Source organism: Phaeobacter sp. QD34_24, assembly GCF_028890115.1.
Taxonomy (GTDB): Bacteria; Pseudomonadota; Alphaproteobacteria; order Rhodobacterales; family Rhodobacteraceae; genus Phycobacter.
In genome coordinates this window covers 1-26673 of record NZ_JARCJD010000030.1, presented here as the reverse complement: position 1 = coordinate 26673, position 26673 = coordinate 1, and the positions used below count along the sequence as shown (strand labels likewise).

Below are 26673 nucleotides of genomic sequence, written 5' to 3'. Positions count from 1 at the left end.
GTGCCCAAAGGTCTTCCTGTCAGCCATCGCACTCGCAGCGCTCGTCATTTACTGGCTATGAGTCCTGACCCTAGCGTATCGTTTTACCAATGGTTCACCAATAATGGTTAAGCGAAGTTTAATTAGTTGCCAAAAAATGAATAGTTAAAATTCTATTCGTCTGTTTTCTCCGGTCGGAACGGCGTTCTCGCCGCGAATCGCGTCAACCTGAGCGCGAGGCCATACAACCTCAACGAGAGCGCCGCGCCGTTCCTTCGGCAGGGCAAGGCCCGGCAGTGGGTTTGATCCATTGGTAAACCGTAAGGAAGCGCCGCTGCGTTCCAGCAGGGTCTTGGCGATGAAGAGACCCAGTCCCATGCCCTCGTAGGCGGGGCGCTGTCTGCGTTCCGAGGAACTGCGTCGCCGCCGCACAAAGGGATCGCCGATCCGCCCCAGCATCTGCGTGGGATAGCCGCGCCCGTTGTCGCTGATCGTGATGGTGATCCTGTCATCATCCCAGGCGGCATCGATCCAGACGGTGCTGCCCGCGAAATCCACCGCGTTTTGGATGAGGTTGCGCAGCCCGTGGATGATCTCGGGTTTGCGCAGGATCTTGGGCTGCTGCAGGTTGTCCTCGGCCAGCGGGGCTTCGTGAAAGATGATTGTCTTGCCGCGATTTACATGCGGCTCGGCGGCTTCGTGGATCACCGTGGACAGGGGCGCCTGACGCAGGTGCAGATCGTCTTTTCCGGCCCGTCCCATACTGCGCAGGATATCCCGGCAGCGGTCGGCCTGTTCGCGGATCAGGGCGGCATCCTCGCGCAGGTCGGGGCGGTCTTCCAACTCGTCCAGAAGTTCGGCGCTGGTCAGTTTGATCGTCGCAAGGGGGGTGCCCAACTCATGCGCGGCCGCCGCAACCACACCGCCCAGATCGGTCAGTTTCTGTTCCCGCGACAGCGCCAGCTGAGTCGCGGCAAGCGCGTCGGACATGCTGCGGATTTCGGCGCTGATCCGAAAGGAATAGGCGCCGATGAACAGGATGGCGATGACAATGGCCGTCCAGTTGCCAAAAACGAAGATATCCGGAATGCGCAACAGGAACCCCTGTTCGGTGCGCAGGGAGATGTGGAACTCGGCCATCAAGGTGACCAGAATGATCGCCGCTCCGCCGATGATCAGGGTCGATCGCAGCCCCATCATGGCAGCGGAGATCGTGACCGGCGCCAGGACCAGCAAGGCAAAGGGATTGTGCAGGCCGCCAGTAAGGTAAAGTAAAAAGGACAGCTGCAGCAGGTCGAAGAGGACCATGAGGAAGTTTTCAAATTCTGAAAGTCGCTTGTTCTCGGGGAACATCAAGGTGACGATCAGATTGCCAAGGATCGCGACCCCGACCGCGGCAAAGCACAGGACCAGTTCCAGCTGCAGCTTGTATATGTACTGGGCGACCAGGATCGCGGTGATCTGCCCGGCAAGGGCCACCCATCGCAGCAGGATCAGCGTTCGCAGACGGATCCAATGGCTGCGCTCCTGGCCCTGCATCAGGCCAAATTGGGTCTCGCTCATCCGGGCCTCCTGATTTGCCGCACGTTATCACGATCACGCGCCATCGGCGGTGTGACGCCGTGCGCCAGTTGCATCGGCTGAGTTTCTTGATAGGTCTGGCGCCGCAAACGATCAACAACTCAACCCTGTCGCAAAGTGTGATCAAATGACCCGTCTCTACGCATTGCTTGCCGCCCTGTTCATCGCCGCCCTGGCCGGGGGCACCTGGTTCCTGACCCGACCGGGCGATAGTGACGACAAGTTCGCCCAGTGCCGCAGCAGCCAGATTGCCGGCGGCGCGGGTGCCATCGGTGGTCCCTTCGAACTGCTCAATGCCAAGGGCGAGACGGTCACCGACAAGGACGTGATCACCGAGCCCTCGCTGTTGTACTTCGGCTATACCTTCTGCCCCGATGTCTGCCCGCTGGATGTGTCGCGCAATGCCGAGGCGATCGATGTTCTGGCCGAGCGCGGCTATAGCGTGACTCCGGTGTTCATCTCTATCGATCCCGAACGCGACACGCCCGAAGTGGTGGGGGATTTTGCCTATAACATGCATGAGAAGATGATCGGTCTCACCGGCTCGCCCGAGCAGATCAAGGCCGCCAGCCAAGCCTACAAGACCTATTACAAGAAACAGGACGGGGACGAGGAGTATTACCTGGTGGATCACTCCACCTTCGCCTACCTGGTCCTGCCCGCGGAAGGCTTTGTGGAATTCTTCCGCCGCGACGACACGCCCGAACAGGTTGCTGACAAGATCGGCTGTTTCATCGACAACATGTAAGCCGTTCTGGTATTTGACCTTTGCCACCCGGCGTTTAATATCAAAAACAAGAATATGATGAACGAACGCGGAGGAGCGGTCATGGGCGAAGCGACGCAAAGGGACATCGGACCGGACAAATCGCTTTTGTTGGTCGATGATGATGAACCATTTCTGCGGCGCCTGGCCAAGGCCATGGAGAAACGCGGTTTCGACGTAGAGACGGCTGGATCTGTGGCGGCAGGCAGTGCCATCGCAACCGCTCGCCCGCCTGCCTATGCCGTGGTCGACCTGCGGCTTGAGGATGGCAATGGTCTTGATGTGGTCGAGGTGCTGCGCGAAAAACGTCCCGATAGCCGGGTTGTGGTGCTGACGGGCTATGGCGCCATCGCCACCGCCGTGGCCGCGGTCAAGATCGGCGCGACGGATTACCTGTCCAAGCCTGCCGATGCGACGGATATCACCAATGCGCTTCTGGCCTCGGCCGATGAACTGCCGCCGCCGCCGGAAAACCCGATGAGCGCGGATCGCGTGCGTTGGGAACACATCCAGCGGATCTACGAGCTGTGTGACCGCAATGTCTCGGAAACCGCGCGACGGTTGAACATGCACCGGCGGACCCTGCAGCGGATCCTGGCCAAACGCAGCCCGAAATAAGCGGCGCATTCCACGGTAGGACGGCAGATGACAGAGCTTGGCACCGGACCAGAAGATCAACCGCTGCCGGGCGGTGGCTGGTCGGAACAGATCCTGACCCTGCAAGACGCCTGCGTTGTGCCCCCGGTCGAAAGCGCCCTCGTGCAACAGGCGGGTGTCCTGAAGGCCGATGGGAGCTACTGCCCCGAAGCCGCGCTCTGGCGCAAGTTTCGCCCCATCACCATCGCGCCGGACCAGCCAGAAGAGATCAAGGAAACGATTTCCGGGCGCTGGCTGTGGGGCGGTGTGCTCTGGGTGCATTTCGGGCATTTCCTGGTGGAAAGCTCCTCTCGCCTATGGGCGCTGGCGCATCTTGATCAGCCGGTGGACGGGATCCTGTTCATCCCCAAACGCCCCTCTGTCGGGGATGAAACGCACGGCTATCAGCATGAGTTCATCGATCTTTTCGCGCCCGGCCTGCCGATCCGCGTTGTCGCCGAACCGAGCCGGGTGGAAGAACTCGTGGTGCCTGGGCAGGGATTTGGCCTGGGGCAGATCACCCAAGGCACGCGCAAGTTCCGCAACGCGGTGCACAGCCGCTTTGCCCGGGATGTGAAACCTGAAGGGCCTGAGAAGATCTATATCTCCCGCTCCAAGCTTGGTCTCGGCAAGGGAGGGTTGCTGGGCGAAGAACAGATGGAAGAGCGGCTGCACGCCGAAGGCTATGAGATCTTTCACCCGCAGGATCACAGCCTGTCGGAACAGCTGGCGCGCTACAAGGCTGCGAAACAGGTGATCGCTGCGGATGGCTCGGCGATCCATCTCTATGCCATGGTGGGCCGCCCGGATCAGAAGGTTGCCATCGTGCTGCGGCGGCGGTCGGGCGCGCACAACCTCCTGGCGGCCAACGTGGCGCATTTCTGCAAGTGCACCCCGCTGGTGATCGGCGGGTTGAGGACCGAATGGGTGCCCAAGGACAAGCCAAAATCCAGCCGCAACAGCTTTGGAGAGATCGATCATTCCCTGATCGGGCGAGCCCTGGCGCAACACGGGTTCATTTCACACGATGCCAAATGGCCGGTGCTGAGCGATGAAGAACGCAGCCAGATCCTGTTGGACAAGGGCTTCGGCGGCGGGGACCGTTTCATCGAATCGCCCGAGTTCAAACAGCAAAGGGTCCGAGAGGCGCGCCGGACCCGCCGTGCCCGGCGCGAGACAAAAAGCGCAGAGGTCTAAATCTGCGCCAGAAGCTCTGCGTGGCGGGCCACGAAATCACCGCGCACCTCGACCGGCGGGCGCAGGTGAATGGAAAGATCACCGATGACCTGCTGATCCACGCGGCCAAAGAACTTGTTGGCTTCGGCTTCCGAAAACCCCGCGATCTGCACCGCTTCCATCCAGGCGCTGATCTTGTCGGCGCGTTTGATCTTGGACTTGATGGTCTTGGGCAGGGCGGCGGGCAGGCCAAAGCGCACGTGGATTGCCGTGGTCAGCCGCTGATCCAGCTCTTCATAGCCGGGGCCGACCGCGGCCTTCACCGGGGAAATCATGTCGCCGATCACATATTCCGGCGCATCGTGCAGCAATGCGGCCAGGCGCCATTTCACCGGCACTTTGGGGTAAAGGCGGGTGAACAGGGTTTCGACCAATAGAGAATGCTCAGCCACGGTATAGGCAAAATCGCCCTGGGTCTGGCCGTTCCAACGCGCCACAAAGGCCAGCCCGTGGGCGATATCTTCGATCTCGATATCGACGGGGGTGGGGTCCAGAAGGTCAAGGCGGCGCCCGGACAACATGCGTTGCCAGGCGCGGGCGGGTTTTGGGGGCATCGGGTGAATCCGGGTCTTGCGGCGATTTTGCCCCTGCCTATCCGCTTGACGCGCGCGGCGCAAACCTTCAATGGCGCGGTCAATGGTGTGGTGCAGATCGTCCCAATACCTGTCGTATTTTAGAGGTATTGTCCGGTCTATTCAGTTGCGCGATCCAGCGCCTTCGGGCTATCAAGGGATCAACCCGCCAGGAAGGCAGGAACCGAATTTCTCATACGCGTGTGGTGGCTACGGAGCACGCGGGGTGAAGGGAAGGTCCTGCTTTCACAGGGTCTTCCCTTTTTCGGTTTATGGGCTGCGTTTCGGGCGTGAAACGGGTTCACTCGGCGTTCGTGCCGCCCAGGGCACAGACCACGCGCCATTCCTCATCCGTGACAGGCTGCACCGACAGGCGAGAGCTTTCGACCAGCGCCATCTCGGCAAGGCGCGGATCCGCCTTGATCTGCGCCAGGGAGACGGGGTGTTCAAAGGATCGGATCGCGCGGATGTCCACGCAATCCCAGCGGTCGTCATCACTTGTGCTGTCGGGATGTGCTTCGGCACAGACCTCGACGATACCGACCACTGATTTCTCCTTTTGCGAGTGATAGAAGAAGCCGCGATCGCCGAGTTTCATCTGTCGCATGAAATTGCGCGCCTGGTAATTGCGCACGCCGTCCCATTCCTCCCCCGCGTCTCCCTTGGCTTGCTGATCTTGCCAGCTCCAGGTCGAGGGTTCGGATTTGAACAGCCAATAGGCCATCAGCCGACGACCTTTTTCCAGGTGATCAACTCGACCGCTTCAAACAGGCCCGCCTTGTTGTAGGGATCATTCGCGGCCCAAGTCTCGCCCGCTGCCATGTCCTCGACGTCGAGGATGATCAGCGACCCGACCATATCGCCGTTCTGATCGAGCAATGGCCCGGCCTGCGCCACGGCACCGGTCTCGTCGATATAGGCCAGATGCGCGGTGCGATTCGCCTTCCGGGTTTCCAGGTGGCCAGGTTTATCGCGTGCAATCAATGCAATAAGCATTTCATTCCTCTTTCAGTGGTCGTGACAGCAGTTGAGCGGTTGCGTCCTGGATCGTCAAGTCACCATCGAGCAAGCCTACGACAGTGCTTGTGATCGGCATGTCGAGGCCCATCGCGGCGGCCTTGTCGGCGGTGGCGCGGGCGGTGGCCGCCCCTTCGACTGTAACCGATGGATCGAAGGTGTCGCCCCGCCCGATGGCAAGGCCAAGCTGGTAGTTGCGCGACAGTTCCGAACTGCAGGTGAGTGTGAGATCGCCAAAGCCCGACAGCCCTGCCAGGGTTTCCGGGCGGGCGCCGCCGGCCAGCGCCATGCGCTGCATCTCGGCATATCCACGGGTCATCAGGGCGGCGCGGGCGCTTTCGCCCAGACCCGCACCGATCACCGCGCCGCAGGCGATGGCAATCACGTTCTTCAAGGCGCCACCCAGTTCCGCCCCAACGGTATCGGTGGTGCGATAAAGGCGCAGGTTCGCCGTGGTCAGCTCTGCCTGCAAGGAGGCGCCCAGATCGCGGCCCTCGCAGGCAAGCGTCAGCGCGGTGGGCAGGCCGCGTGCAATATCGGCGGCAAAGCTGGGACCGGTCAGCAGCGCAGGCCGGGCATCCGGCAGGCAGTCGCGAATGACCGCAATGGGGCCAAGTCCTGTCGACAGTTCAATCCCCTTGCAGCAGGCCACAAGGACCTTTCCCTGCAGAACTGCGGCGTTGTCTTTCAGCAGGCTGCGCAGCTTCTGCATCGGAACGGACAGAAGGATCGTGTCTGCCGTTGCGGCCTCGATCAGATTGGAGGTAACGCGCAGGTCTTCCGGCAGATCGACACCGGGCAAGCGCGCGTCATTGCGGCCACTCTGTGCCATTTGATCTGCATGGGTCGTGCTGCGGGCCCAAAGGGTGACCGGTCCATTGCCCGCCAGCGAAATGGCAAGCGCCGTGCCAAAGGCGCCGGCACCGAGAACCGAAACGCTCATGCCTTGGCCCCCTTCTTGCCCGATCCGATCAGGGCGGGGCTGGTCTGATCCAGCGGCCAGCGCGGGCGGGCGGTCAGATCCAGCCCATCGCGGGCGCCGGATTTGAACCGCTCAAGTCCGGCATAGGCAATCATCGCGGCGTTATCGGTGCACAGGCGCAGGGGCGGCGCGGTGAAGGCGGCGCCCGCATCGGCACAGACTGTCTGCAAGGCGGCACGGATGGCGGTATTGGCAGCGACACCGCCGGCCACGGCCACGGTCGGGATTGCAGGGCTTTCGTCCATGTAGATCGTAAGCGCGCGGCGGGTCTTCTCGGCTAGGGTGTCGACCACGGCAGCCTGGAACCCGGCGCAGAGATCGGCCCGGTCCTGCCGCGTCAGCCCGCCCTTTTCGGCGACGATCTGATCGCGCATTCGCATCAGCGCGGTTTTCAGGCCGGAAAAGGACAGGTTGCAGTCAGGCCGGTCCAAAAGCGGACGCGGGAAGCGGAAGCGTTTGGGATCTCCGGTTTCCGCCTCGGCCTGAACCGAGGGGCCACCGGGCTGCGGCAGGCCCAACAGCCGCGCGGTCTTGTCAAAGGCTTCGCCCGGAGCGTCATCAATGGTGCCGCCCAGGCGGGTGAAATCCTCAGGCCCCCGCACGATCAGATATTGGCAGTGGCCGCCGGACACCAAGAGCATCAGATAGGGAAAGGGAATGTCATCGGTCAGCCGCGGCGTCAGCGCATGGCCCGCCAGATGGTTCACCCCGACCAAGGGCAGGCCAGTGGCGGCCGCGATCCCCTTGGCGCACATCACACCGGACATGACGCCGCCGATCAGGCCGGGACCTGCGGTGACCGCGACGGCGTCCAGATCCTGAAAGCTGACGCCCGCCTCTTTCAGCGCCTCGATCACGCAGAGATCCAGCTTTTCCGCATGGGCGCGGGCGGCGATTTCCGGCACCACACCGCCATAGGCGCTGTGCAGCTCGGTCTGGCCGAAGACGACAGAGGACAGAACCTTGGCCATATCCCCATCGGATTGGCGCACCACGGCGGCCGCGGTATCGTCGCAGCTGCTTTCCAGTCCGAGGATCGTCAGGCTCTGTGTCATATGGCTACCGTTGCATCAGCTCAGCGCCGCAGCTACCACCTATGACAGCCGCAAACAATCCCGGGAGCGTGACGTGAGCGATGCGAAGACCAGCCCTGCCGTGGGCCTATTGATGACGCGCCCCCTGGCTTCGGCGCGCCGCTTCGTGGCCGATCTGCCCGCTGAAACCCCTGCGCAATTGGAGGTGATCTACAACCCGCTGATGGAGATTGAGGTCATCCACGGAGAGATCGATGCATCGGACACTGCCGGGCTGATCTTTACCTCTGGCAATGGTGTTGCGGCGGCCAAAGGGCGTGTCCCGGTGGATCTGCCCGCCTATTGCGTCGGTGCCCGCACCACGGCAGAGGCGGGTGCGGCGGGCTGGTCCGCGCAATGTGTCGGCAGAACGGCAGAGGAGTTGATTGAGGCCCTGAAGGACCTGCGCCCGGCATGCCCCCTGTTGCACCTGCATGGGCGCCACACGCGTGGGGATGTGGCAGATCGCCTCGCTACAGCGGGGCTGCCGTGCCGGGGTCAGGAGGTCTACGATCAGATCCTCTTGCCGCTGAGTGATGAGGCAAAGCGCGCATTTCGCGCGCAGACAAGGCTGATCGTGCCGATTTTTTCGCCCCGAACTGCGCGGCATTTCGCCGAGATCTGCCCGGATGCGTCGAATTTGCATTTGATTGCGTTCAGTCACGCAGTGGAACAGCCCCTGAAAGCCTTGAACTGCAAGGACTTGCAGGTATGTACATCGCCGGAAGCCGATGCCATGGCTGCACTGGTTCGTGATGCCGCAGCCCGGCTGGTTCGGGTTGAGGGTGCTGCGCACGGGCAGTAGTGTCGCGCATGGATTTGAGCGACAACGCCGCGAGAATCGTACGAGACTTGAGGCGGTGTTATTTGAGTGGGAGGTCGACGTGGCTGAGAAGAAAACTCCGGATGATGGAACGGACGCGGAGATCGTCGATGTCACGCCGCCCGAGGATGGTAAAACGGACGTGCCAGATCCGGTTGACAGCGCAGAGGTGAGCGTCGTTGAGGCTTCCGAAGCCGAAGCCGAAGCCGAAGCCGAAGCCGAAGCCGAAGCGACCGCAGAGCCAGAGCCTGAACCGCAACAGGTCATCGAACGTGTCGTGGAAAAACGCGGTGGGTTCGGCGCCGCTCTGCTTGGCGGAGCTGCCGCAGCGGTTATCGGTTTTGTGCTTGGTCAGGGCGGCGTGTTGGATGCTGTCCTGCCGTCCAGCCTGAAAACGCCCACCGTGGATGTTGCCGCGATTGAGGCACAGCAAGCTGCGCTGCGCTCTGATCTCGATGCCTTGCAGTCCCAGGTTTCAAATCTCGCTATCCCGGATCTGGCACCGCTCAATGCGCGCCTAGAGGCTCTTGATGCGGCTCTTGCTGCCGCCGCTGAAGCTGCACCGCAAAGTGATACCCTACAGGCAGAGCTTGCGGCGATCACCGACCGGCTGGCCGCGCTGGAACAGCGCCCGATCGCCGATGCCGGATCTCCGGAAGCGATTGCCGCCGTGGATGCACAGCTGGCGAAATTGCAGGACAGCCTTGCCGCGCAGCGCGCCGAGGTGGAACAGATGCTGGCAGAGGCGCGCCAGATGGATGCCGCCAGCGCCGAGGCCGCGCGCATTGCCAGCGCCCAAACAGTCCTGGCGCATCTGCGCTCCGCTCTGGACAATGGCAGCGGTTATGCGGCCCTGATCGCTGAACTGCAGGCCCTGAACGTGACCGCCCCGGATGCGCTGACCGGCCCGGCAGAAAGCGGCGTGGCTACCCTCACCGGCCTGCGCGACACATTTGCCCCCGCCGCACGCACCGCCCTTGCCGCAGCACGCGAAGAGGCCAAGGGCAGCGGGACTGTGATGGACTATGTCAAGCGCCATCTGGGCGCGCGGTCGGTTGCGCCACGGGAAGGCGATGATCCGGATGCGGTGCTGTCCCGCGCGGGTGCCCTTGTCGATCAGGGCAAGATCGCTGCTGCGCTGTCGGAACTTGACGCTCTGCCCGACACTGCCCGCGCGGCTCTTTCCGATTGGGAGGCCGCTGCCCGCAGCCGCATCGCAGCGGTGTCTGCCGCCGCCGAGCTTTCCCGTAGCCTGAACGCCAAATAGGGACCCTGCCATGCTCTGGTCACTGCTGAAAATCCTCGTCTTTGTTGCAATCGTCGCGCTTCTGGCCCTGGGCGCCGGGATCCTGATGGAAACCGCCGGCGGGGTGCAGATCACCGTTGCGGGCACGGAATACACCCTTGGCGCGCTGCAATCGGTGATGGCCCTTGTTGTTCTGGTGCTGCTGGTCTGGCTGTTCTTCAAGCTCTTGTCGCTGCTGGTCGCCACGCTGCGGTTCCTCAATGGGGATGAAACCGCGCTGTCGCGCTATTTCGACAAGGGGCGCGAGGCGAAGGGCTATCAGGCGCTGTCGGACGGGATGATGGCGCTGGCCTCGGGCGAGGGGCGTCTGGCGCTGGCCAAGGCCTCGCGCGCGGCGCGCTATCTGGAAAAACCCGAGCTGACCGATCTCCTGACCGCCCAGGCTGCCGAAATGGCCGGGGACACGAAGAAGGCCGCCGAGGCCTACAAGCGGCTTCTGGGCAATCAGAACACGCGCTTCGTCGGGATCCGTGGGATCATGAAGCAGAAGCTGTCGGATGGCGATACGGACACTGCCCGGCAACTGGCCGAAAAGGCGCTGGCCCTGCGCCCCAAGCACGAAGAGGTGCAGGATACGCTGCTGCACCTGCAGGCCCGGGCCGAGGATTGGGCAGGCGCGCGCAAGACGCTTGCGACCAAGCTGAAGACCGGCACCCTGCCGCGCGATGTCTTCAAGCGGCGTGACGCGGTGCTGGCGCTGTCGGCCTCCAGGGGCGTGATCGAAAAAGGCGCCACGATTGAACAACAGGAACAGGCCATCGAGGCCAACCGCCTGTCCCCCGATCTGGTGCCTGCCGCCGCCATGGCCGCCCGCGCCTATATCGCGCGGGACAAGACCCGCAACGCGGTGCGGATCCTGAAAAAAGCCTGGGAGGCGCAGCCGCATCCGGACTTGGCACATGCCTTTGCCGAGGTGGCGCCGGATGAATCTGCCGCAGAACGGGTGAAACGCTTCGGCCAGCTGGCGCGGCTGAAACCTCATGACGAGGAAACCCGTCTGGTGATGGCGGAACTCAATATCGTGGCCGAGGACTTCCCCGAGGCGCGCCGGGCGCTGGGCGATCTGGTCGAGCGTGCGCCGGATGCGCAGGCCTTTACGCTGATGGCGGCGATCGAACGCGGCGAGGGCGCCTCGGATGCGGTGGTGCAAGGGTGGCTTACCCGGGCGCTGAATGCGCCACGCGGCCCGCAATGGATCTGCGACAGCTGCAATCACATCCACGCCGAATGGGTGCCGGTCTGCGAAAACTGCAGCAGTTTCGACACTCTGAGCTGGCGCCGTCCGGAAACCCCGGAGATCGCCAGCGCAACCGGCGCCCATATGCTGCCCCTGATCGGGAGCCGTCCACCCGCAGACCGCCCCGACGACATGCCCGAGGCAGAGCTGATCGCGCCGGATATGGCGGAAACCGAGGATCAGGTCTCGGAAGATGAGACCGATCCCACCGCTGAAACAGCGCAAGAGTCGGATCGGAAAGGCTAAGAAGGGCTGTTCCCTATGGGCAGGGCGAGGCAGATCCGCTGATCTCTTTTCCCTGCCGGAAAACCATCTGATCCTCGCCGGGCGACGGGTTGGAGGATCAGCCTATCCGGGATGCTAAGGAAGCAGTCGCTTCTTGTAGGCATCGGGATCCATATCCCGAATATCGACGCTGATACTGCCCACTGTTGGAAAACGGTGATCAAACTGGTCTCGGATGAGCGTGGCGAGCCGCTCTTTCTGTTCGGGCGTCCGTCCGGCAAGCAGTTTGACGGTCACATGGATGAAGCTCTCGCAGCCGTCTGCTGCCAGAAAATCTTCAAAGGCATGCAGGCGAACCTTGATGTCGTCACGCTTCATGACACCCGAGATCTCACCGCAATGAACCGCCAGATCCAATGCGGCGCGCCGGTCCTCGGGGGTCACGATGGCGTTGCCATGTTCGATAATGAGATGCGGCATCGTTATGCTCTCCTGTTGCAAGGCGTATGATCAGTGGATCCTGAGGTTAGGAAAATATCGACAGGCGGCGAAGCGACATGGCGGCCTGGCGCAGGATGTCCAGGGTCTGCTCCAGATCCTCCGGTTCGGCAAATCTGTTCAGCGAAGTGGTGGTACCGACCACGGCCGCGCTGCCATTCAGCATCCCCACCGGAACGGCCGCTGCTGCGGCGCCGACCTCGAACTCCTCCTGCAGGAAGCAGAAGCACTGCCGGGCGCATTGCGCGATATCTGCGCGGATCTTCTCCGGGTCGGTTTCCGTCTTTTCCGTGTATTGCACCGGGGCGAGCCGCTGAAAGATCCCGTCAATGATATCGGGGGCACAGCCGCCCAGGCTCATGCGCCCCACCGCGGTGTGCAGCAGCGGCAAGGCGCTGCCGACCGTGAACCCCAAGGTGACGCGGGCCACGCCGCTGCGGGACTTGGCCACATAGATCGCACGATCCCCGTCCCGTACGGCCAGGGACACTTCGGCGCACAAGTCCTGGGAAACCTGGTCCAGCAGAGGTTGAACCGAGAGACCGATGTCGTTTGCCGCCAGATACCCGCCAGCAATCGCCAGGATCTTTGGGGTCAGGCTCAATCCTTGTTCACCCTTGGTGAGAAAGCCTGTTTCCACAAGGCTGAGACACAGGCGCCGCGTGGTGGCCCGGTCAAACCCGGTCATCTTTGAGATCTCGGCCATGGTAAAGCTGCGCTGGCTGGCCTCAAAACAGGCCAGAACCTGCAAGCCTTTGGAAAAGGTCGATGCGCTGCCGTGTTGTCTCATGTTGGGTGTCTCATGTTGACAATTCCGCTCTGCGTGCCATACGTTCAATATGTGACCAACAGTTCGAATAACGCACAGGTGTTAGCCATATGCCCGCCAAAACCATTGTCGTCAACTCTAGTCGGCTTGCCTCCGATTGGGCGTATATCGCAAATCGGTCAGATCTTGTCAGCCCTCGCCCCCTGTTGCCGGTCACGATTGACTCACGCCCCTATGTGCTTTTCATGGATGAAGAGGGCGAGTTGGGGCTGATCGGGCGCCATTGTCCGCACCGCGGGGCGGACCTGTGCTACGGGCGTCTGGAGAACAACGGCATCCGCTGTCCCTTCCATGGCTGGCATTTTGATCGCACCGGCCAATGCGTGGAAACACCGGCGGAACCGGAGGGATCGAAGATGTATCGGGCGATCAAGACGCCGATGGTGCCGCTTTACGAGCAAAACGGCGCGATCTATGCCTATGTTGGTGAGGGGGAGCCGACGGAACCCTTCAACCTGGAACACGCGGAGACGGTGCAATGATTCCCCAACAGCTCAACGATCAACTGACCCGCGTCGGCGCTGGCAGCGCGGCCGGTGCGGTGTTGCGCCAGTATTGGCAGCCGGCTTGTTTGATGGACGAGCTTTCTGAAGGCAAACCGGTGCCGGTGAACCTTCTGGGAGAGCGTCTGGCCATGGTGAAAACCCCTTCCGGGGACTGGAGCCTGGTGACGCGCAAGTCTCGCCCCGAGGAACGCCCGACCTACCATCCGCAGCAGGTCGAGGTGGACCCCGATGGTCCGGTCTATCCGGTTCACGAAAAGCGCGGGATCATGTTTGCGTTTCTCGGTCAGGGTGCGGCGCCGGAGTTTCCCAATTTCGACTGCTTCCGCGCCCCCGACAGCCATGTCTTTGCGTTCAAGGGGCTGTGGGAGTGCAACTGGCTGCAGGCGCTGGAGATCGGCATTGACCCGGCCCATGCGAGTTTCCTGCACCGCTTCCTTAAGGACGAGGACCCCAAGGACAGCTATGGCAAGCAGTTCCGGGACACGGCGGCCGATTCCGGGATACCGATCACCCGAGTGCTGCGCGAATACCCGCGCCCCGAAATCACCGTGGATGAAACCGACTACGGGCTGAAAATCACCTCGCTGCGCCACATGGAGGGGGATTTGACCCATGTGCGGGTGACCAATGCGATCTTCCCCGACGCGATCTGCATCCCGATGAGCCGCGAGATGACGATCACCCAGTGGCATGTGCCGGTCGATGACCACAATTGCTATTGGTACACCATGTTCACCAGCTTCGACCAACCGGTGAACAAGGAACTGATGCGGGAGCAGCGCCTGGCCGAGCACGACCTGCCGGAATACAGGCCGGTCAAGAACAAGGCCAACGACTACCACTATGACCCCGCCGAGCAGGAGGTACTGACCTATACCGGCATGGGATTGGATATCAATGTCCACGATCAATGGGCGGTCGAGATGATGGGCAGCATCCAGGACCGGACCCGCGAACACCTGGGGCGCAGCGACGTGGCGATCATTCGCAACCGCCGCCTGCTGCGCAAGGCGATGGCCGCGCTGGAAAGTGGCGATCTGGAGTCTCTTCCGATGCAGGACAGTGCCGCAGCCGGTATCATTGGCCCCCTGTCCAATGACGCCATCGCCAGCACCGAAGACTGGCAGGGCGCCAGCTGGCAGGCGGATATGGAACGCCGCAAGGACTGCCCCTGGGACGCGACCGTTTGACGATGGCAAACTCACATCTGGATAAAATCAGATCGGGGGCACTGGCGCGGGCCGGTGCCCTTTGCGATGCGCAGGTGGAGCAGGCCGCAAACCTGGTTGCAGAGTATGAGGCCGACGGTGTTGAAACCGTGCGCCTGCTCTTTGCCGATCAACACGGAATCTTGCGCGGCAAGACGGTTGTCACCGCGGCACTGGCTTCCGCCTTTGCCAGCGGCATTGGCATGCCCTCGACCCTGCTTCTGAAGGATACGGCGCATAAAACCGTTTTCCCGGTCTGGAGCGATGATGTCTCGGTCGGCGATATGGCCCTGCAGGGCGCCAGCGACATTCTTGCGGTGCCGGACCCGGCAACCGCCTGCCCGGTGCCATGGTCGCCCCATTCGCGGATCATTCTCTGCCGGGTGCTGGATCGGGAATTGACCCCGGTGACGTTTTCCTCGACCCAGGTTCTGGGCACGGCGATCTCCGGTCTGCAGGCGCTGGGCTTTTCCGCCGTGATGGGGCTGGAGACCGAGTTCCAGGTTTTCGAGCGGGTCGATGACGGGCTTGACCATCGCCAGGCCACCATGCCGCCCTCGGCGGTCACCACCCGCAACATCAATGCCGGATGGCAGTTCCTGACCGAAACCCGCTATGGCGCGGCCGAAGCCCTGCTGGATGACATTCGCCGCACAGCGCAGCAAATGGGGCTGGCGCCACGCACGGTTGAGATCGAGATGGGCCCAAGCCAGTTCGAATTCACCTTCGATCCCTCCGACCCGATGGCGCAGGCGCACCGCTATGTGCTGTTTCGCACCATGGTGAAAGAGGTCTGTCACCGGCGCGGTCTGCACGCCAGTTTCATGGCCAAACCGAAGCTGCCCAATGCCGCAGCCAACGGCTGGCATATCCATCAGTCGCTGTTGTCCAATGACAGTGGCGAGAATGTCTTCATGCCGGATGAAACCGGTGCATTGACGCCCGAGGCAGCGGCCTGGATCGCCGGGCTTCTGGACAATGCGCCGGCCTCTTGCCTGATGACCACGCCGACGGTCAATGGGTACAAACGATATGCGCCCTTCCAGCTGGCCCCCAACCGGGTGGCCTGGGGACGCGACAATCGCGGTGCCATGGTGCGCGCCCTGTTGACGCCGGGCGACAGGGCCAGCCGGGTGGAAAACCGGGTCGCCGATTCCACCGTGAACCCCTATTTCGCGCTGGCCTCCCAGATCATCAGCGGATCGGATGGCCTGCGGCGCGGTGCTCAGCCCCCGGCGCCCACGGCCTCTCCCTATGCCGAGGATGCCGCGCGACTGCCGCAAAGCCTGATCGCCGCCGTCGAGGCGATGGAAGGGAGCGCACTTTACAAGGAGACGCTTGGGGAGAGCTTTGTTACCTATCTCACTCATATCAAGAAGGCAGAGTGGGAACGGTATCTGATGACCGTCTCCGAGTGGGAACAGGATGAGTATTTCAACCTCTACTGATCACCCGCCGACAGGAGCAGACTCCCTGTGCGCCACAATGGCCGTGGCCTTCGAAGAGACGCTGGACGGGTATTTTCCTTTGCGGGAAAGCCTGCGCCAGATGTTGCAGCGCAACGATTGCGCGGCGGCGCTGGTGTTTGTTCTTCACGCCCCGGCGATGGAAATCCCCGGCTTGCCGCCGGAAGATCCGGTGCCGCTCTATATCACCCAAGGGTTCGGCTGCCTGGTCAGACAGATGGCCCTGATGGTTCGGTTGGACGCGGATGATACGGTGGTCAGCGGCGTTGCGGATTGGACTTGGTGGGGTGGTCATCGCCCGGATGACCGGTGTTTTTCGGATATGCACCGCTTGGCTGAACCTGCCTTCCTGCGCGGCTTCAAACTGCCAGGTGTCAATGGGCTTTCGCCGTCACATGACGGGGCACCCTTGGGTGATACCGATGTGGAGATCCAGGCCAACCTTGTTGAGGGACAGATCCTGCGCGGTCGCGTCCGTGCGCAAGGGCGCAGGATCTGTCTGGACACCGCACAGCCAGCGACCGAGGCGGCTCCCGCGGCCACGGCGCGTATAACCTGCGGCCCGGATCTGCTTCAACGCCGGATCCTTGGCAATGTGCTGTCGGAACTCTGAGCCGGTCTGAACGCCCTCCCGGATGGCCCAAGCAAAGCGCGCCTGGTTAGTAAAGTGGCGGCCGATGGCCGATGGCCGCCACAGGTTTCAGAGGATCTTCTTGCGCAGGTAAGAGGACACGACCTCGCCAAAGACCACCAGCGCCAGGATGGTCAGCAGCACCATGGCGACCTCGGGCCAGTTGAAGGTATCGATTGCGCCTTGCAGGATCATGCCGATCCCGCCCGCCCCGACGAGGCCCAGCACGGTGGATTCGCGCAGATTGATATCCCAGCGCAGGATGGAGACCGCAAAGAAGGCCGGCATGACCTGGGGCACGATGGCATAAAGCACGATCTTGAACCGCGAGGCCCCGCAGGCCTCAAGGGCTTCGACCGGCTTCTGCTCGATCTCCTCGATGGCTTCGCCCAGGAGCTTGCCCAGGAACCCGATGGAGCGGAACATGATGGCGACGATGCCCGCCACGATGCCGGGGCCAAAGATCGCCACGAAGAGAAGCGCCCAGATGATGGTGTTGACCGAACGGGACGACACCAGGATGAAGCGGCCGATCCACAGGGTCACCCGGTTCGGCGTGGTGTTCTGCGCCGAGATATAGGCCACCGGCAGCGAGACCAAGACGGCAAACAGGGTGGCCAGGGTGGCGATATTCACGGTCTGCCAGATCGCCTCTAGGATCGAGGGCAGGTTGCTGGGATCGGGCGGCATCATGCGGCCAAAGAGATCGCCCATCTGCGCGGGCGCGTCCCAGACCCATTCCCAGATCACATCGATGCTGCTCAGCGCCCAGGCGACCACCAGAAGGGTCAGCGCAAGCCCGCCATAGCGCATCAGCCGCTGGCGCAGGGTGAACCGGGACCAGTGATCGAGCGTTTGCTGCAAAGGTTGTGTGTTCATCATGCGATCCGTTTCCTGATAAAGCCGCTGATTGCCTCGGAAACGAGGATGACGCCGACGATGACCATGGTGATGGCGAGGGCAAAGTCATAGTCGTAGCGGCCAAAGGCATTGGCCAGGGTGGCGCCGATCCCGCCTGCGCCGACAATGCCGACCACGGCAGAGGCGCGCAGGTTGCTGTCCAGTTGGTAGATGCCCAGCCCAACCAGGCGCGGCATGATCTGTGGCACCACCGCATAGGCCAGGGTGGCAATGAAGCCCGCGCCGACCGAGCGCATCGCCTCGACCTGACCGAAATCGATCTCCTCGATCCGTTCGGCCAGAAGTTTCGCAACAAAGCCGATCGAATAGACCACAAGGGTCAGCGCCCCGGCAAAGGGGCCAAAGCCAACCGCTTTGACGAAAATGATGGCGACAATCACCGGGTGAAAACTGCGCGCCACGATGATGATGCCGCGGCCCAGCAGGTAGACCGGTTTGATCGCGATATTGCGCGCGGCCATGAAGGCGAGGGGCACCGATAGCAAGATGCCGCCCACGGTGGCCAGGATGGCGATTTTCAGACTTTCCAGAAACCCGTCGATCAACAGGCCGGAGCGTTCAAAGCTTGGCGGGAAGGCGCCGCTGAAGATGCGCTGCGCGCGGCGCATGCCGTCCGATACCCGCTCCCAGTCGATCGGCAGCGTGGCCAGCGTGAGACCGACATAGATCAGGATCGCGCCATACAGCCCGTAGCGGATCAGCGGGTTTGCGATAAAGGGTGGCTTGCGCCAGCTGTCCTTGGCCATGCTCATGCGACGGCTCCGACTTCGGCGCGGTCCATCGCGGGCACCCCCGCGTAGATCTCGTCCATTTCGGCGTTGGTCAGCTTGTCCGGCTGGCCGTCAAAGATGATCCGGCCGTAGCGCATGCCGACGATGCGATCGCTGAACTCCTTGGCTTCGGTCACATTGTGGATGTTGATGATCACCGGCAGCTTCAGTTCGGAGGCGAGATCCCGCAGCAGCGTCATGATCTGTTCCGAGGTCTTGGGATCCAGCGAGGCGGTGGGTTCATCCGCCAGCAGGATCTCGGGGCGCTGCATCAGGGCGCGCACCACGCCGACCCGCTGACGCTCACCGCCAGACAGCTCATCCGCGCGGCGGTTCGCGTAATGGGCAATGCCGACCCGTTCCATCAGCTCATAGGCGTGGCGGATATCCTCGCGCGGGTAGCGGCGGGTCAGCGCGGCCCAGGTGGAGATATAGCCCAGACGGCCGACCTGCACGTTTTCCATCACGGTCAGCCGGTCGATCAGGTTGAAGCTTTGAAAGACCATGCCGATGCGGCGGCGGGCAACGCGCAGCTCGCGGCGGTTCAGCGCGGTGAATTCCGTACCGTTCAACTCGATGCTGCCCGATGTCGGTTCCACAAGCCGGTTGATGCAGCGCAGAAGCGTGCTTTTGCCGGCCCCGGAAGATCCGATGACAGAGGTCAGCTGGTCGCCTTCGACGGTCAGGTTCAGTTCCTTCAGCACCGGATCACCGGATCCGTAGCGTTTGGTGAGGTTGGAGATTTTTAGCATTGCGGTCTCTCGGAGATGGCGCGGCCCTGCCTGTGGCGCGCAGCCCCGATAGAGCCGGGCGCAAGGCCGAAAAAGGCACCCGGACAGCGCCTGTGACGCTGTCCGGGCTTGATGGTTTCTGGGTTACTTCCCGGCCAGGCCCTGAGGCGTGTATTCCACGCCGTTGGACTTCTGGATCTGACGGATGACCGCCCATTGGTCCTTGTAGGTGATCGGGATGAACTTGCTGACACCGGCAAATTCATCACCCAGCTTGGTGCCGGCGAACTCGAAGGAGAAGAAGGCTTCCTTGATCTTGCCTGCCAGCTCCGGATCGAGGTTATGCGCCAGGGTGAAAGAGGTCGTCGGGAAGGGATCGCTTTCCCAGATCATGCGCACGTCCTCGGGGTCGTACAGGCCGCGTTCGGCCATGCGCTCCACCACTTCGGAGGCAACCGGCGCGGCGTCATAATCGCCTGCGACAACCCCAAGCATGGATTGATCATGAGAGCCGGAATAGGTGACCTCGTAATCCTTGTCCGGCTCCACGCCCAGCGAGGGGAACAGGGCGCGCGGCGCCTGGTTGCCCGAGTTGGAGGTCGGCGAGGTATGCGCCACGCGGCGACCGGCAAGATCCTTGACCTCTTTGATGTCGCTGTCGGCCTGGGTGAAGACCTGCAACTTGTAGCCGAACTGACCGTCCTCGGCGCCCATGATGGCAAAGGGCACGGCCCCGGCAAGGTTCACCGCAAAGGGTGTCGGGCCGGTGGAGAAGCCTGCCACATGCAAGCGGCCTGAGCGCATGGCCTCAACCTCGGCGGAGTTGGACTGTACCGCGAAGAATTGCACGTCCTTGCCGGTGACCTTTTCCATATGGGCGATGAAGGGCGCCCAGATATCCGCGTAAACCGCCGGATCCTCGACCGGGGTATAGGCAAACACCAGAGTGTCCGGGTTGCGCAGCTCTGCCGGGTCGGTCGGGGTATCCGCAACCAGATCGCCATTGGCGTCGCAATAGAGTTCGTCCAATGCGCCACGGCTGCTGCAGTCTTCGGCGGCCGCGGCAAAGGCGCTGACCGTCAGGATGCCCAACGCCGTTGCGGCGCGGGTGATAAATGGTGTCATGGTGTCCTCCCTAAATACGCGTGCCTTTGGACATGGCCGTTTTGACATTGGCCAATGGGCATTGCGCTGACCCGCCCAAGGTAAGAGAGTGTCCGACACGCAAGCGAGGCTGGTTCTGTTAACGGAACGGACGGAAATTCAGTTTCGTGTTAACAGTATTACAAATCTGGTCACAGCCGTTGATAATCTGAGATGATCGCGGCACTGAAACGGGAATCCGGCATCCGGTGGAATTCTGATGCCGCTGGCAGTCACCGGAAGAGATCGCATGCAGACGGGCAAGGCCGAGCCGCTCATTGCCATTGTGGACGACGACGAGAACGTGCGCGACACGCTTTCCGCCTTGATGCGCGAAAGCGGCTTTGCGGCCGTCTGCTGTCCCGACATCCCGTCCTTCATGGCGCTGGGCGATCCGCCGCCGGTGGATCTGGCATTGATCGATCTGCGCCTGCGCGGGGAGTCCGGGCTGACCCTGGCGATCCACATTCGCGAACGCTACGAAATCCCGATCGTGATGCTCACCGGGGTGGGCGATGAGATCGACAAGATCATCGGCCTGGAAACCGGAGCGGATGACTACCTGATCAAACCGTTCAACCCGCGCGAGCTGGTCGCACGTATCCGGGCGGTGCTGCGCCGCTATGGGCATGGGGGAGCGAAACCCGCAGCGGTGCCGGGTCAGGGCATTGCCTTTGGCCAGAAACGCATCGATATCCAGGCCCGCCGCCTGCTGGATGCCGAGGGCGAGGAAATCCCCCTGACCAATGCCGAATACCGGCTGCTGGAGTATTTCATACGCAATCCCAACCGGGTAATTCCGCGCCCGGAATTGCTGCAGGAGCTGGGATCCGACATGCAGCGCTATGTGGACCGGACCATCGATGTGTTGATCCTGCGCCTGCGCCGCAAGATCGAACCCGTCCCCTCCAAGCCGGTGCATCTGCAAACACGCCGCGCCCAGGGTTACTTTTTTCGCCTGTCGCCGGATGGCAGCTGATGTTCGGATTGTCGAACCTGACTGTCCGGTTTCGCCTGTGGGCGGCCATTGCCATCCTGTTTGGCCTGATCCTGCTGGTCAGCCTGATCGGTCTGTTTGTCCTGAACCGCACCGAGCTGTGGATGAACGTGCTGCATAAGGACACCCTGGCCGAAGTCTCTGACGCGCTGGACCTGTCCCGGGAATCCGCCGATCTGGCGACGTCGGCGCCGTTCCTCTATGCGCTTTTCCCGCCGTTCCAACTGCAGCAGGAAAAGCAGAAGGTCCTGGAAAACCTTGGCCGGATCGAGGCGCTCTCGGTCGGGGATCAAAAGCTGGATTTGCCGGTGGCCCGGCTTCGGTTTGCCATTGACGACCTGACATCCGCCTTGGCGCCACAGGCCTCTCGGCAGGCCGACCTTGGTGCGATCGACCGCGACATGGTGCGGCTGGACGGGCGGCTGCGCCGCCTGGCCGGGGACACCCGGCTGCCCTTGGCAGATCGGGAGGTGTGGTCAGGGCTGCAACAGCTTACCGCAAGCGCGATCGGGGCGGTGCGGGCCAATGCCCTGATAGAGCTCGGAGAGTTCAGCCGCCGCTACAGCGGGCAGAGAGAGGCCCTGTCGCCGCAGCTGTTGCCGCTGCATGCGCAGACCTTGGCGGAGATCGATCAGGCTTCAATGCGCAGTGAAAGCCTGTTTGTCCTGAAGCACCGCGATCTTGCGGCGCGGCTTGATGCGGAGAACGCGCTGTTTCGCATCCGGCAGGAGGCCCGTCGCATCAGCGCCTTTGCCGAAAGTAAGGTTGCCGAGGCGGAGGCGCGACTGTCGCAGGCGCGGGCGGCGACATCGGACAACCTGCAATTTGCCAGGAAGGCCTTTCTGGCATTGACCGCGGCAAGCCTGCTGGTTGCCATCACCTCGTCGCTATATGTGTCGCGCTATGTTGCCCGCAACCTGCATCTTATTGCGGCGGCCATGCGCAGGCTGGCGCAGGGCAATCACCGCACCGGGCTGCCGCAGGGGCCAAGCTCCCAGGATGAAATCGGCCAGCTCTATGCCGCCTTTCACGTGTTCCGGGAGAGCGCCCGCAAACTGGAGCGCAGGACCCGGCAGATCGGTCATCAGAACGCGCTGTTCTCGCGCGTGTTTCGCAACATCAAGGATGGCGTGGCCATTACCTCGGCCAGCGGGCGCATCAAGGCGGAGAACGACAATCTGCGCCAGCTTCTGCGCTTGCCCCCTGCAAAAGGAGACGACCGCGCCCAGGTTCAGGACCTGATCGCCCAATCCCGTTTTTCACGGCGTACCTCTGCGGTTGAGCGCGGCGGATTCGAAGACTATGCCGATCCCGTTGGCAACACCCTGGAACTGCGACGCTCGTTTTTGCCCAATGGGGAACAGGTCTGGCTGCTGTCCGAAACCACCGAGCGCAAGAAGGTGGAGGAGCGGCTGGAGGAAATCCGCCGCGTCGAGGCGCTGGGCAAGGTGTCCGGCGAGATCGCCCATGACTTTGGCAATATCCTGTCCAGCATTTCAGGCAACCTGCATCTGCTGGAGGCCGCCGAACCCGAAGCCGCACAGCATTTTCGGACCCGTATCGGATCGGCGGTGGATCTGGGAGTATCTCTGACCGAAAGATTGCTCGCCTTTGCCCGCAAACAGCATCTTGAACCGCAGGTGACCGATATCGGGCAGTTGGTCGAGGGCATGGCCGATCTGTTGGAGATCGCGGTGCCCAGCACCGTCGAGATGGTCTTCGAGGTGCCGCAGGATCCGGTTCTGGCGAAGGTGGACCCGGGGCAATTGGAAAGCGCGGTGCTGAACCTCTGTGTCAATGCCGGTCAGGCGATTGGCGGGGTAGGGAAAATCCATGTCCGCGTGAGCGGCGGGGAGGAGGCGAAGCTCGTGATCCGTGACAATGGCCCCGGCATGCCCCCGGAGGTACTGCGCCATGCGACCGAACCCTTCTACTCCAATCGCGACGATGGCAATGGGACCGGACTGGGGCTTTCGATGGTCGATGGCTTTGTCCACCAGTCCGGGGGGCTTCTCAGCCTTCAGTCGCAAACAGAACCGCCCCACCAGGGCACGACCGTGACCCTCAGCTTTCCGGCATTGGCGGATGAGGCTGGCCAACCCGGTGACATGCCACAGCCCGGACATGCGCTGGTGGTTGACGATGATCCTGCCTATCTGGCCTCTGCCGCAGAGGGTTTGGAACGTCTCGGCTATGCCGTTGTCCGAGCAGCGACCTATGAGGATGGGATCGCTCAGTTACGGCGGCAGCCTCGGTTCGATCTGGTGTTGAGCGACCTGAATCTGGATAATGGTGCGTCTGGGTGGGACATTCTGCGTCTTGGCCACGCGCTGTTTCCAGAGTGTCGGCTGGTTCTCATGTCGACGCGGGAAACATCGCGTATCCCAAAGGCATTTGCCGAGGCGCCGCCGCCAGTGATCCTGAAAAAGCCCTTCACGGAAGTAGTGATGCGCAAGCTGTTTCAGTCACCCGCCTGATCCGCTGGCCCCAAGGGGAGCTTGCTGTGAAGATCTGGCCATATGGGTGATCCGCCGTGCCGCCCATGTGTAAACCGCGCAGGGATCTGCGACGTCACGGAAGTGCTGCCCCTTGCAAAGGGGTGTTTTGATCTCTGTTCAAAGAAAGGTGGTGCCGCTGATAGGACTCGAACCTACGACCCCATCATTACGAATGATATGTTGAGTCAAGAATAGAGTATACTGTTTTGAGCAAAAATCTTCTAACTACATGTTTTGTCAACAATATATTAATCCCTGAGGGATGAAGTAATGATGCGGTTAAACGACACTTCCGAGCGCATTGGGGGTTGACTTGCAGTATTTTTAGTGTATAACGCAGTATATTACTTAATGCTATACTGCAAATAATTATGGAGAAGAAAATGACAGAAAAGCTTACACAAACCCTAGTGGAGAGACTGAAGAAGACGGGCAAACAATACTATGTCCGTAGCAGCGACCGAACCGGGTTCGCAGTGAGGATCTCACCCGCTGGCCGCAAAACCTATACACTGCGCTACCGCCATCCTGGCGCAAAAGGCGAGAAGGACCACGACATCGGTCTTACAAGTGAAATGTCTTGTGACGCTGCCATGCGGAAAGCACGAGAGATGCGTGTTGAATTTGACAAGGCAAAGGAAAAGGTGACAACTGAAGATGCGCCGCAAACGCTTTTCAGCGTCTTTGAGCAACACCTGCAAAAGCAATGTCAGGGCAAGTACAAGGTTGAGTATATTCCGCATACAGAACCGCACAGGCGCACTCGTGAATGGCCTCACCACCTACAAGCAAAGCACCGAGCTTACCTGCGGGCTTATGAATATTTTGGGCGGGACTTTGATGCCCGCAAGGTAACCTCTTTGCTTCTTGAGGAATATCATTCGAAAAGAAGTCAAGTCGCTCTTGTAGGCGCTAATCAAGACATCTTGCTGATGTCTCCAGCCTTTGCCTATCTCGTGAAACATAGAATTATTGCAGATAACCCCTGCAAATATGTTGAGCGTAATGAAGAAGACCCAGACAAGCGGCATATCCCTTTAGATCGTTTGGATGAATTTATCGGTTATCTTGATGAGTATGCAAACATCGTGGCTGCTAGCGCTGTGAAGTTCTGCATTTACACAGGTATTCGGAAAATGCGGGCGCTTGAGCTGAAGCTCATCGACGAAGGAGATAACAACTTCATCGATATCCAGAATCGCATCGTTAATATGCGAGATCACAAGTCCTACAGAACAACAAAACAGCCTGAAAGGATCTATTTGTCAAATCTTGCTGCGGAAACCATCCCTAAGCGGAGCGATGCACACATCAAAAAGAATCCACATGCGTTTTACACAAGGGACGGTACACATATTTCCGAGAAAACGTTCGATAATGCGTTCAACTATGCAAAAAAGAAGCTGAAGCTTCCAGCTGCGCTGGCCAAGAAGATTACCCCTTACTGCACACGCCACACGTTTGCTGCAGTCACGAAATCACGCACAAAAGTGGATAACATGACCCTGGCTAAGCTGATGTCTCACTCGGATACGCAAATGGTTGAAAAGCATTACCTCAAGTTAGAGGAAGAGATGGAGCAAGAAAAGCGTCGTGTGATTGCCTTGGCGTTCGGCGAACAGACACTTCCAAGTGTTGAAATTCCATTTCCAAAAATGGCATCTATTCACCAGCCAGACAGCTTAAAGTCCGAAAAAACTGAGTGATCTTCGCAAAGTGAAATCCCTCCTCCTCATATCCTTTGAGATGCTGTCAAACATCTCAATGAACCTCTCGAAGGATATGAAAACTCATGCCCAAAGCTTCCACCAAGCAATCAACTAAAACGCCGCAGAAATCTGTTGAAGAACTCGTAGATGAGCTTTTCAGGAGTTCAGAAGACGAAATTCTGAATCCCGACATCCCTTTCAACAAAGTCGTGTTCTTGGAAAAGCTTCCAGCTGACTTCAACAAAGACAGCAAATCAGCACACGACAAGTTTGCACGCCTACAAGGTGTGGGCATTCCACTTTTTCATCGTGATGGGCTCGTTGAAGTCCGACAAACGCTCGTCAAAGAGTTCCCTTACGCTGTCAACATCATCGACAACTTGCTGAAGCCCACCTTCCGCCGAATGAGTGCAGGTAAAGAAGGTCTGGTGTTCGAACCCACTATTTTGGTTGGTGAGCCAGGACTTGGGAAGACAAGGCTCCTCTCACGGTTGTTAGATGAGCTCGACATCTATCATCGCAAGATTTCTGTCGCAGGCATGCAGGACGATCAAATCTTTGGGGTTGCCAAGGGCTTCAACACGGCCATGCCCAGCATCATGTCCACGGTGATCCACGACAAGGAAATCGGGAACCCTGTGTTCATCCTCGATGAGATCGACAAAGCTCAGGAAGGCAAGTTCACGAATATTCAGCACAAGCTTCTTGGCTTGCTTGAAAAAGACGAGGCAATGAACTGGCACGAGCCATACCTTCAGGTGCCCGTGAACTTGTACTACGTTGGCTGGCTGATGACAGCGAACACGCTGTCGACTATCACAGAGCCCTTGAAAAGCAGGTGTCACATCATGCGCATGCCTACACCTGAGATTGAGCACATCCCGCAAATTTTGAACACGATCAGAACAGATTTGGCGCTCGATGACGGCTTGGATCCAAGATTCATCACTGGTTTCGATGAGGCGGAGAAGTCAGCACTGATTGAGAGCTATGCACAGCATAAGTCTATTCGAGTTCTAAAACGGCAAGTTAAAGAAATCCTTTCACTGAGGGAGCTTACGCTTCAGTAAGTTCTTTAAAAATAAATATTTATTAAGTGGGTAAAAAATATTTTGTTAAATGTGCATTTTTATCTTGCATATATAATATATTAATGCTAATAAGTGCTCAAGAAGAGATTTGAAAAATATTTACAGTTACAACATGCAACGCCTGAACTGCAAAGCTCTTCTTTTTGTGTGCCACCAAGTGGGTGGCTTAGGGTCAGGACTCATAGCCAGTAAATGACGAGCGCTGCGAGTGCGATGGCTGACAGGAAGACCTTTGGGCACCT

Annotated in this window: 26 protein-coding genes; 14 read left to right on the top strand and 12 right to left on the bottom strand. The window is 60.5% G+C overall.

Annotated features, from left to right (window positions below; translation table 11 throughout):
* Positions 1-144 precede the first annotated feature (144 nt).
* A complete protein-coding gene (regB, locus tag PXK07_RS17535; RefSeq protein ID WP_274849642.1) occupies positions 145-1542 on the bottom strand; it encodes a sensor histidine kinase RegB in 1398 nt (465 codons plus the stop codon).
* 145 nt (positions 1543-1687) lie between these two features.
* Here regB and PXK07_RS17530 point away from each other — a divergent pair, with 145 nt between their 5' ends.
* The 3 genes from PXK07_RS17530 to PXK07_RS17520 all read left to right on the top strand — a co-directional run bounded on the left by PXK07_RS17530 (position 1688) and on the right by PXK07_RS17520 (position 4159).
* Entirely contained in the window at positions 1688-2308 is a 621-nt protein-coding gene (locus tag PXK07_RS17530; RefSeq protein WP_274849641.1) for an SCO family protein, read from the top strand.
* 81 nt (positions 2309-2389) lie between these two features.
* Positions 2390-2944, top strand: coding sequence for an ActR/PrrA/RegA family redox response regulator transcription factor (locus tag PXK07_RS17525; protein ID WP_274849640.1), 555 nt, complete (start codon positions 2390-2392; stop codon positions 2942-2944).
* A 27-nt stretch (positions 2945-2971) separates the two neighbouring features.
* A complete protein-coding gene (locus PXK07_RS17520) occupies positions 2972-4159 on the top strand; it encodes a glycosyltransferase family 61 protein (RefSeq protein ID WP_274849639.1) in 1188 nt (395 codons plus the stop codon).
* Here the strand turns inward: PXK07_RS17520 and PXK07_RS17515 are convergent.
* From PXK07_RS17515 to tsaD, 5 genes are all read right to left on the bottom strand, one after another.
* Positions 4156-4752 (bottom strand): HD domain-containing protein, encoded by a 597-nt coding sequence (locus PXK07_RS17515; RefSeq protein ID WP_274849638.1) that lies wholly within the window; start codon positions 4750-4752, stop codon positions 4156-4158. The two genes, PXK07_RS17520 and PXK07_RS17515, sit on opposite strands and share 4 nt — an antisense overlap.
* Positions 4753-5071: 319 nt before the next feature.
* Positions 5072-5494, bottom strand: coding sequence for an EVE domain-containing protein (locus tag PXK07_RS17510; RefSeq protein WP_274849637.1), 423 nt, complete (start codon positions 5492-5494; stop codon positions 5072-5074).
* Positions 5494-5766: a YciI family protein gene (locus tag PXK07_RS17505; RefSeq protein WP_274849636.1), complete on the bottom strand. Its 273-nt coding sequence runs from the start codon at positions 5764-5766 to the stop codon at positions 5494-5496. Before PXK07_RS17505 ends, PXK07_RS17510 begins: the two co-directional genes overlap by 1 nt.
* 1 nt (position 5767) lies before the next feature.
* Positions 5768-6730: an NAD(P)H-dependent glycerol-3-phosphate dehydrogenase gene (locus PXK07_RS17500; protein ID WP_274849635.1), complete on the bottom strand. Its 963-nt coding sequence runs from the start codon at positions 6728-6730 to the stop codon at positions 5768-5770.
* Positions 6727-7824, bottom strand: a complete 1098-nt coding sequence (tsaD, locus tag PXK07_RS17495; protein ID WP_274849634.1) for a tRNA (adenosine(37)-N6)-threonylcarbamoyltransferase complex transferase subunit TsaD — start codon at positions 7822-7824, stop codon at positions 6727-6729. Before tsaD ends, PXK07_RS17500 begins: the two co-directional genes overlap by 4 nt.
* A gap of 73 nt (positions 7825-7897) precedes the next feature.
* On the opposite strand from tsaD, the gene PXK07_RS17490 reads away from it, so the two are divergent.
* The 3 genes from PXK07_RS17490 to PXK07_RS17480 all read left to right on the top strand — a co-directional run bounded on the left by PXK07_RS17490 (position 7898) and on the right by PXK07_RS17480 (position 11454).
* On the top strand, positions 7898-8647 hold the full coding sequence (locus PXK07_RS17490) for a uroporphyrinogen-III synthase (RefSeq protein WP_274849633.1): 750 nt from the start codon (positions 7898-7900) through the stop codon (positions 8645-8647).
* Between the two features lie 79 nt (positions 8648-8726).
* Positions 8727-9932, top strand: a complete 1206-nt coding sequence (locus tag PXK07_RS17485) for a hypothetical protein (protein ID WP_274849632.1) — start codon at positions 8727-8729, stop codon at positions 9930-9932.
* A 10-nt stretch (positions 9933-9942) separates the two neighbouring features.
* Positions 9943-11454 (top strand): heme biosynthesis protein HemY, encoded by a 1512-nt coding sequence (locus PXK07_RS17480; RefSeq protein ID WP_274849631.1) that lies wholly within the window; start codon positions 9943-9945, stop codon positions 11452-11454.
* A 114-nt stretch (positions 11455-11568) separates the two neighbouring features.
* Here PXK07_RS17480 and PXK07_RS17475 read toward each other — a convergent pair whose 3' ends face one another.
* Both PXK07_RS17475 and PXK07_RS17470 read right to left on the bottom strand, forming a co-directional pair.
* The gene (locus PXK07_RS17475) at positions 11569-11913 is read right to left on the bottom strand and encodes a 5-carboxymethyl-2-hydroxymuconate Delta-isomerase (protein ID WP_274849630.1); all 345 of its coding nucleotides are present in this window, start codon (positions 11911-11913) and stop codon (positions 11569-11571) included.
* 46 nt (positions 11914-11959) lie between these two features.
* Positions 11960-12721 carry an IclR family transcriptional regulator domain-containing protein gene (locus PXK07_RS17470; RefSeq protein ID WP_274849629.1) on the bottom strand — a complete coding sequence of 254 codons (762 nt, stop codon included), beginning with the start codon at positions 12719-12721 and terminating at the stop codon, positions 11960-11962.
* A gap of 89 nt (positions 12722-12810) precedes the next feature.
* Here PXK07_RS17470 and PXK07_RS17465 point away from each other — a divergent pair, with 89 nt between their 5' ends.
* The 4 genes from PXK07_RS17465 to PXK07_RS17450 are packed head-to-tail and all read left to right on the top strand — an operon-like array spanning position 12811 to position 16553.
* On the top strand, positions 12811-13242 hold the full coding sequence (locus tag PXK07_RS17465) for a Rieske 2Fe-2S domain-containing protein (protein WP_274849628.1): 432 nt from the start codon (positions 12811-12813) through the stop codon (positions 13240-13242).
* Positions 13239-14456, top strand: coding sequence for an aromatic ring-hydroxylating dioxygenase subunit alpha (locus PXK07_RS17460; protein ID WP_274849627.1), 1218 nt, complete (start codon positions 13239-13241; stop codon positions 14454-14456). Before PXK07_RS17465 ends, PXK07_RS17460 begins: the two co-directional genes overlap by 4 nt.
* A 2-nt stretch (positions 14457-14458) precedes the next feature.
* Positions 14459-15922 carry a glutamine synthetase family protein gene (locus PXK07_RS17455; protein ID WP_274849626.1) on the top strand — a complete coding sequence of 488 codons (1464 nt, stop codon included), beginning with the start codon at positions 14459-14461 and terminating at the stop codon, positions 15920-15922.
* A 37-nt stretch (positions 15923-15959) separates the two neighbouring features.
* Positions 15960-16553, top strand: coding sequence for a hypothetical protein (locus tag PXK07_RS17450; RefSeq protein WP_274849625.1), 594 nt, complete (start codon positions 15960-15962; stop codon positions 16551-16553).
* Between the two features lie 87 nt (positions 16554-16640).
* Here PXK07_RS17450 and phnE (PXK07_RS17445) read toward each other — a convergent pair whose 3' ends face one another.
* The 4 genes from phnE (PXK07_RS17445) to phnD form a co-directional block, all read right to left on the bottom strand.
* Positions 16641-17450 (bottom strand): phosphonate ABC transporter, permease protein PhnE, encoded by an 810-nt coding sequence (phnE, locus tag PXK07_RS17445; RefSeq protein ID WP_446728400.1) that lies wholly within the window; start codon positions 17448-17450, stop codon positions 16641-16643.
* Complete coding sequence (gene phnE, locus PXK07_RS17440) at positions 17450-18244, bottom strand: phosphonate ABC transporter, permease protein PhnE (protein WP_274849623.1); 795 nt, start codon at positions 18242-18244, stop codon at positions 17450-17452. Before phnE (PXK07_RS17440) ends, phnE (PXK07_RS17445) begins: the two co-directional genes overlap by 1 nt.
* On the bottom strand, positions 18241-19014 hold the full coding sequence (gene phnC, locus PXK07_RS17435) for a phosphonate ABC transporter ATP-binding protein (RefSeq protein ID WP_274849622.1): 774 nt from the start codon (positions 19012-19014) through the stop codon (positions 18241-18243). Before phnC ends, phnE (PXK07_RS17440) begins: the two co-directional genes overlap by 4 nt.
* Positions 19015-19137: 123 nt before the next feature.
* Positions 19138-20118 (bottom strand): phosphate/phosphite/phosphonate ABC transporter substrate-binding protein, encoded by a 981-nt coding sequence (gene phnD / locus PXK07_RS17430; RefSeq protein WP_274849621.1) that lies wholly within the window; start codon positions 20116-20118, stop codon positions 19138-19140.
* Between the two features lie 268 nt (positions 20119-20386).
* On the opposite strand from phnD, the gene PXK07_RS17425 reads away from it, so the two are divergent.
* The 4 genes from PXK07_RS17425 (at position 20387) to PXK07_RS17410 (ending at position 26410) form a co-directional block, all read left to right on the top strand.
* On the top strand, positions 20387-21115 hold the full coding sequence (locus PXK07_RS17425) for a response regulator (protein ID WP_274849620.1): 729 nt from the start codon (positions 20387-20389) through the stop codon (positions 21113-21115).
* Positions 21115-23610, top strand: a complete 2496-nt coding sequence (locus PXK07_RS17420; RefSeq protein WP_274849619.1) for an ATP-binding protein — start codon at positions 21115-21117, stop codon at positions 23608-23610. Before PXK07_RS17425 ends, PXK07_RS17420 begins: the two co-directional genes overlap by 1 nt.
* Positions 23611-24014: 404 nt before the next feature.
* A complete protein-coding gene (locus tag PXK07_RS17415; protein ID WP_274849618.1) occupies positions 24015-25337 on the top strand; it encodes an integrase family protein in 1323 nt (440 codons plus the stop codon).
* An 86-nt stretch (positions 25338-25423) separates the two neighbouring features.
* Entirely contained in the window at positions 25424-26410 is a 987-nt protein-coding gene (locus PXK07_RS17410; protein WP_274849617.1) for an AAA family ATPase, read from the top strand.
* Positions 26411-26673 lie beyond the last annotated feature (263 nt).

Coding starts and splice junctions, on each gene's coding strand:
- PXK07_RS17465 (WP_274849628.1), top strand. CDS start 12,811: ATGCCCGCCAAAACCATTGTCGTCAACTCTAGTCGGCTTGCCTCCGAT.
- PXK07_RS17515 (WP_274849638.1), bottom strand. CDS start 4,752: ATGCCCCCAAAACCCGCCCGCGCCTGGCAACGCATGTTGTCCGGGCGC.
- PXK07_RS17450 (WP_274849625.1), top strand. CDS start 15,960: ATGGCCGTGGCCTTCGAAGAGACGCTGGACGGGTATTTTCCTTTGCGG.
- PXK07_RS17510 (WP_274849637.1), bottom strand. CDS start 5,494: ATGGCCTATTGGCTGTTCAAATCCGAACCCTCGACCTGGAGCTGGCAA.
- regB (WP_274849642.1), bottom strand. CDS start 1,542: ATGAGCGAGACCCAATTTGGCCTGATGCAGGGCCAGGAGCGCAGCCAT.
- PXK07_RS17425 (WP_274849620.1), top strand. CDS start 20,387: ATGCAGACGGGCAAGGCCGAGCCGCTCATTGCCATTGTGGACGACGAC.
- phnD (WP_274849621.1), bottom strand. CDS start 20,118: ATGACACCATTTATCACCCGCGCCGCAACGGCGTTGGGCATCCTGACG.
- PXK07_RS17530 (WP_274849641.1), top strand. CDS start 1,688: ATGACCCGTCTCTACGCATTGCTTGCCGCCCTGTTCATCGCCGCCCTG.
- PXK07_RS17525 (WP_274849640.1), top strand. CDS start 2,390: ATGGGCGAAGCGACGCAAAGGGACATCGGACCGGACAAATCGCTTTTG.
- phnC (WP_274849622.1), bottom strand. CDS start 19,014: ATGCTAAAAATCTCCAACCTCACCAAACGCTACGGATCCGGTGATCCG.
- tsaD (WP_274849634.1), bottom strand. CDS start 7,824: ATGACACAGAGCCTGACGATCCTCGGACTGGAAAGCAGCTGCGACGAT.
- PXK07_RS17475 (WP_274849630.1), bottom strand. CDS start 11,913: ATGCCGCATCTCATTATCGAACATGGCAACGCCATCGTGACCCCCGAG.
- PXK07_RS17470 (WP_274849629.1), bottom strand. CDS start 12,721: ATGAGACAACACGGCAGCGCATCGACCTTTTCCAAAGGCTTGCAGGTT.
- PXK07_RS17420 (WP_274849619.1), top strand. CDS start 21,115: ATGTTCGGATTGTCGAACCTGACTGTCCGGTTTCGCCTGTGGGCGGCC.
- PXK07_RS17455 (WP_274849626.1), top strand. CDS start 14,459: ATGGCAAACTCACATCTGGATAAAATCAGATCGGGGGCACTGGCGCGG.
- PXK07_RS17500 (WP_274849635.1), bottom strand. CDS start 6,730: ATGAGCGTTTCGGTTCTCGGTGCCGGCGCCTTTGGCACGGCGCTTGCC.
- PXK07_RS17505 (WP_274849636.1), bottom strand. CDS start 5,766: ATGCTTATTGCATTGATTGCACGCGATAAACCTGGCCACCTGGAAACC.
- PXK07_RS17480 (WP_274849631.1), top strand. CDS start 9,943: ATGCTCTGGTCACTGCTGAAAATCCTCGTCTTTGTTGCAATCGTCGCG.
- PXK07_RS17520 (WP_274849639.1), top strand. CDS start 2,972: ATGACAGAGCTTGGCACCGGACCAGAAGATCAACCGCTGCCGGGCGGT.
- PXK07_RS17415 (WP_274849618.1), top strand. CDS start 24,015: ATGACAGAAAAGCTTACACAAACCCTAGTGGAGAGACTGAAGAAGACG.
- phnE (WP_446728400.1), bottom strand. CDS start 17,450: ATGAACACACAACCTTTGCAGCAAACGCTCGATCACTGGTCCCGGTTC.
- PXK07_RS17410 (WP_274849617.1), top strand. CDS start 25,424: ATGCCCAAAGCTTCCACCAAGCAATCAACTAAAACGCCGCAGAAATCT.
- phnE (WP_274849623.1), bottom strand. CDS start 18,244: ATGAGCATGGCCAAGGACAGCTGGCGCAAGCCACCCTTTATCGCAAAC.
- PXK07_RS17460 (WP_274849627.1), top strand. CDS start 13,239: ATGATTCCCCAACAGCTCAACGATCAACTGACCCGCGTCGGCGCTGGC.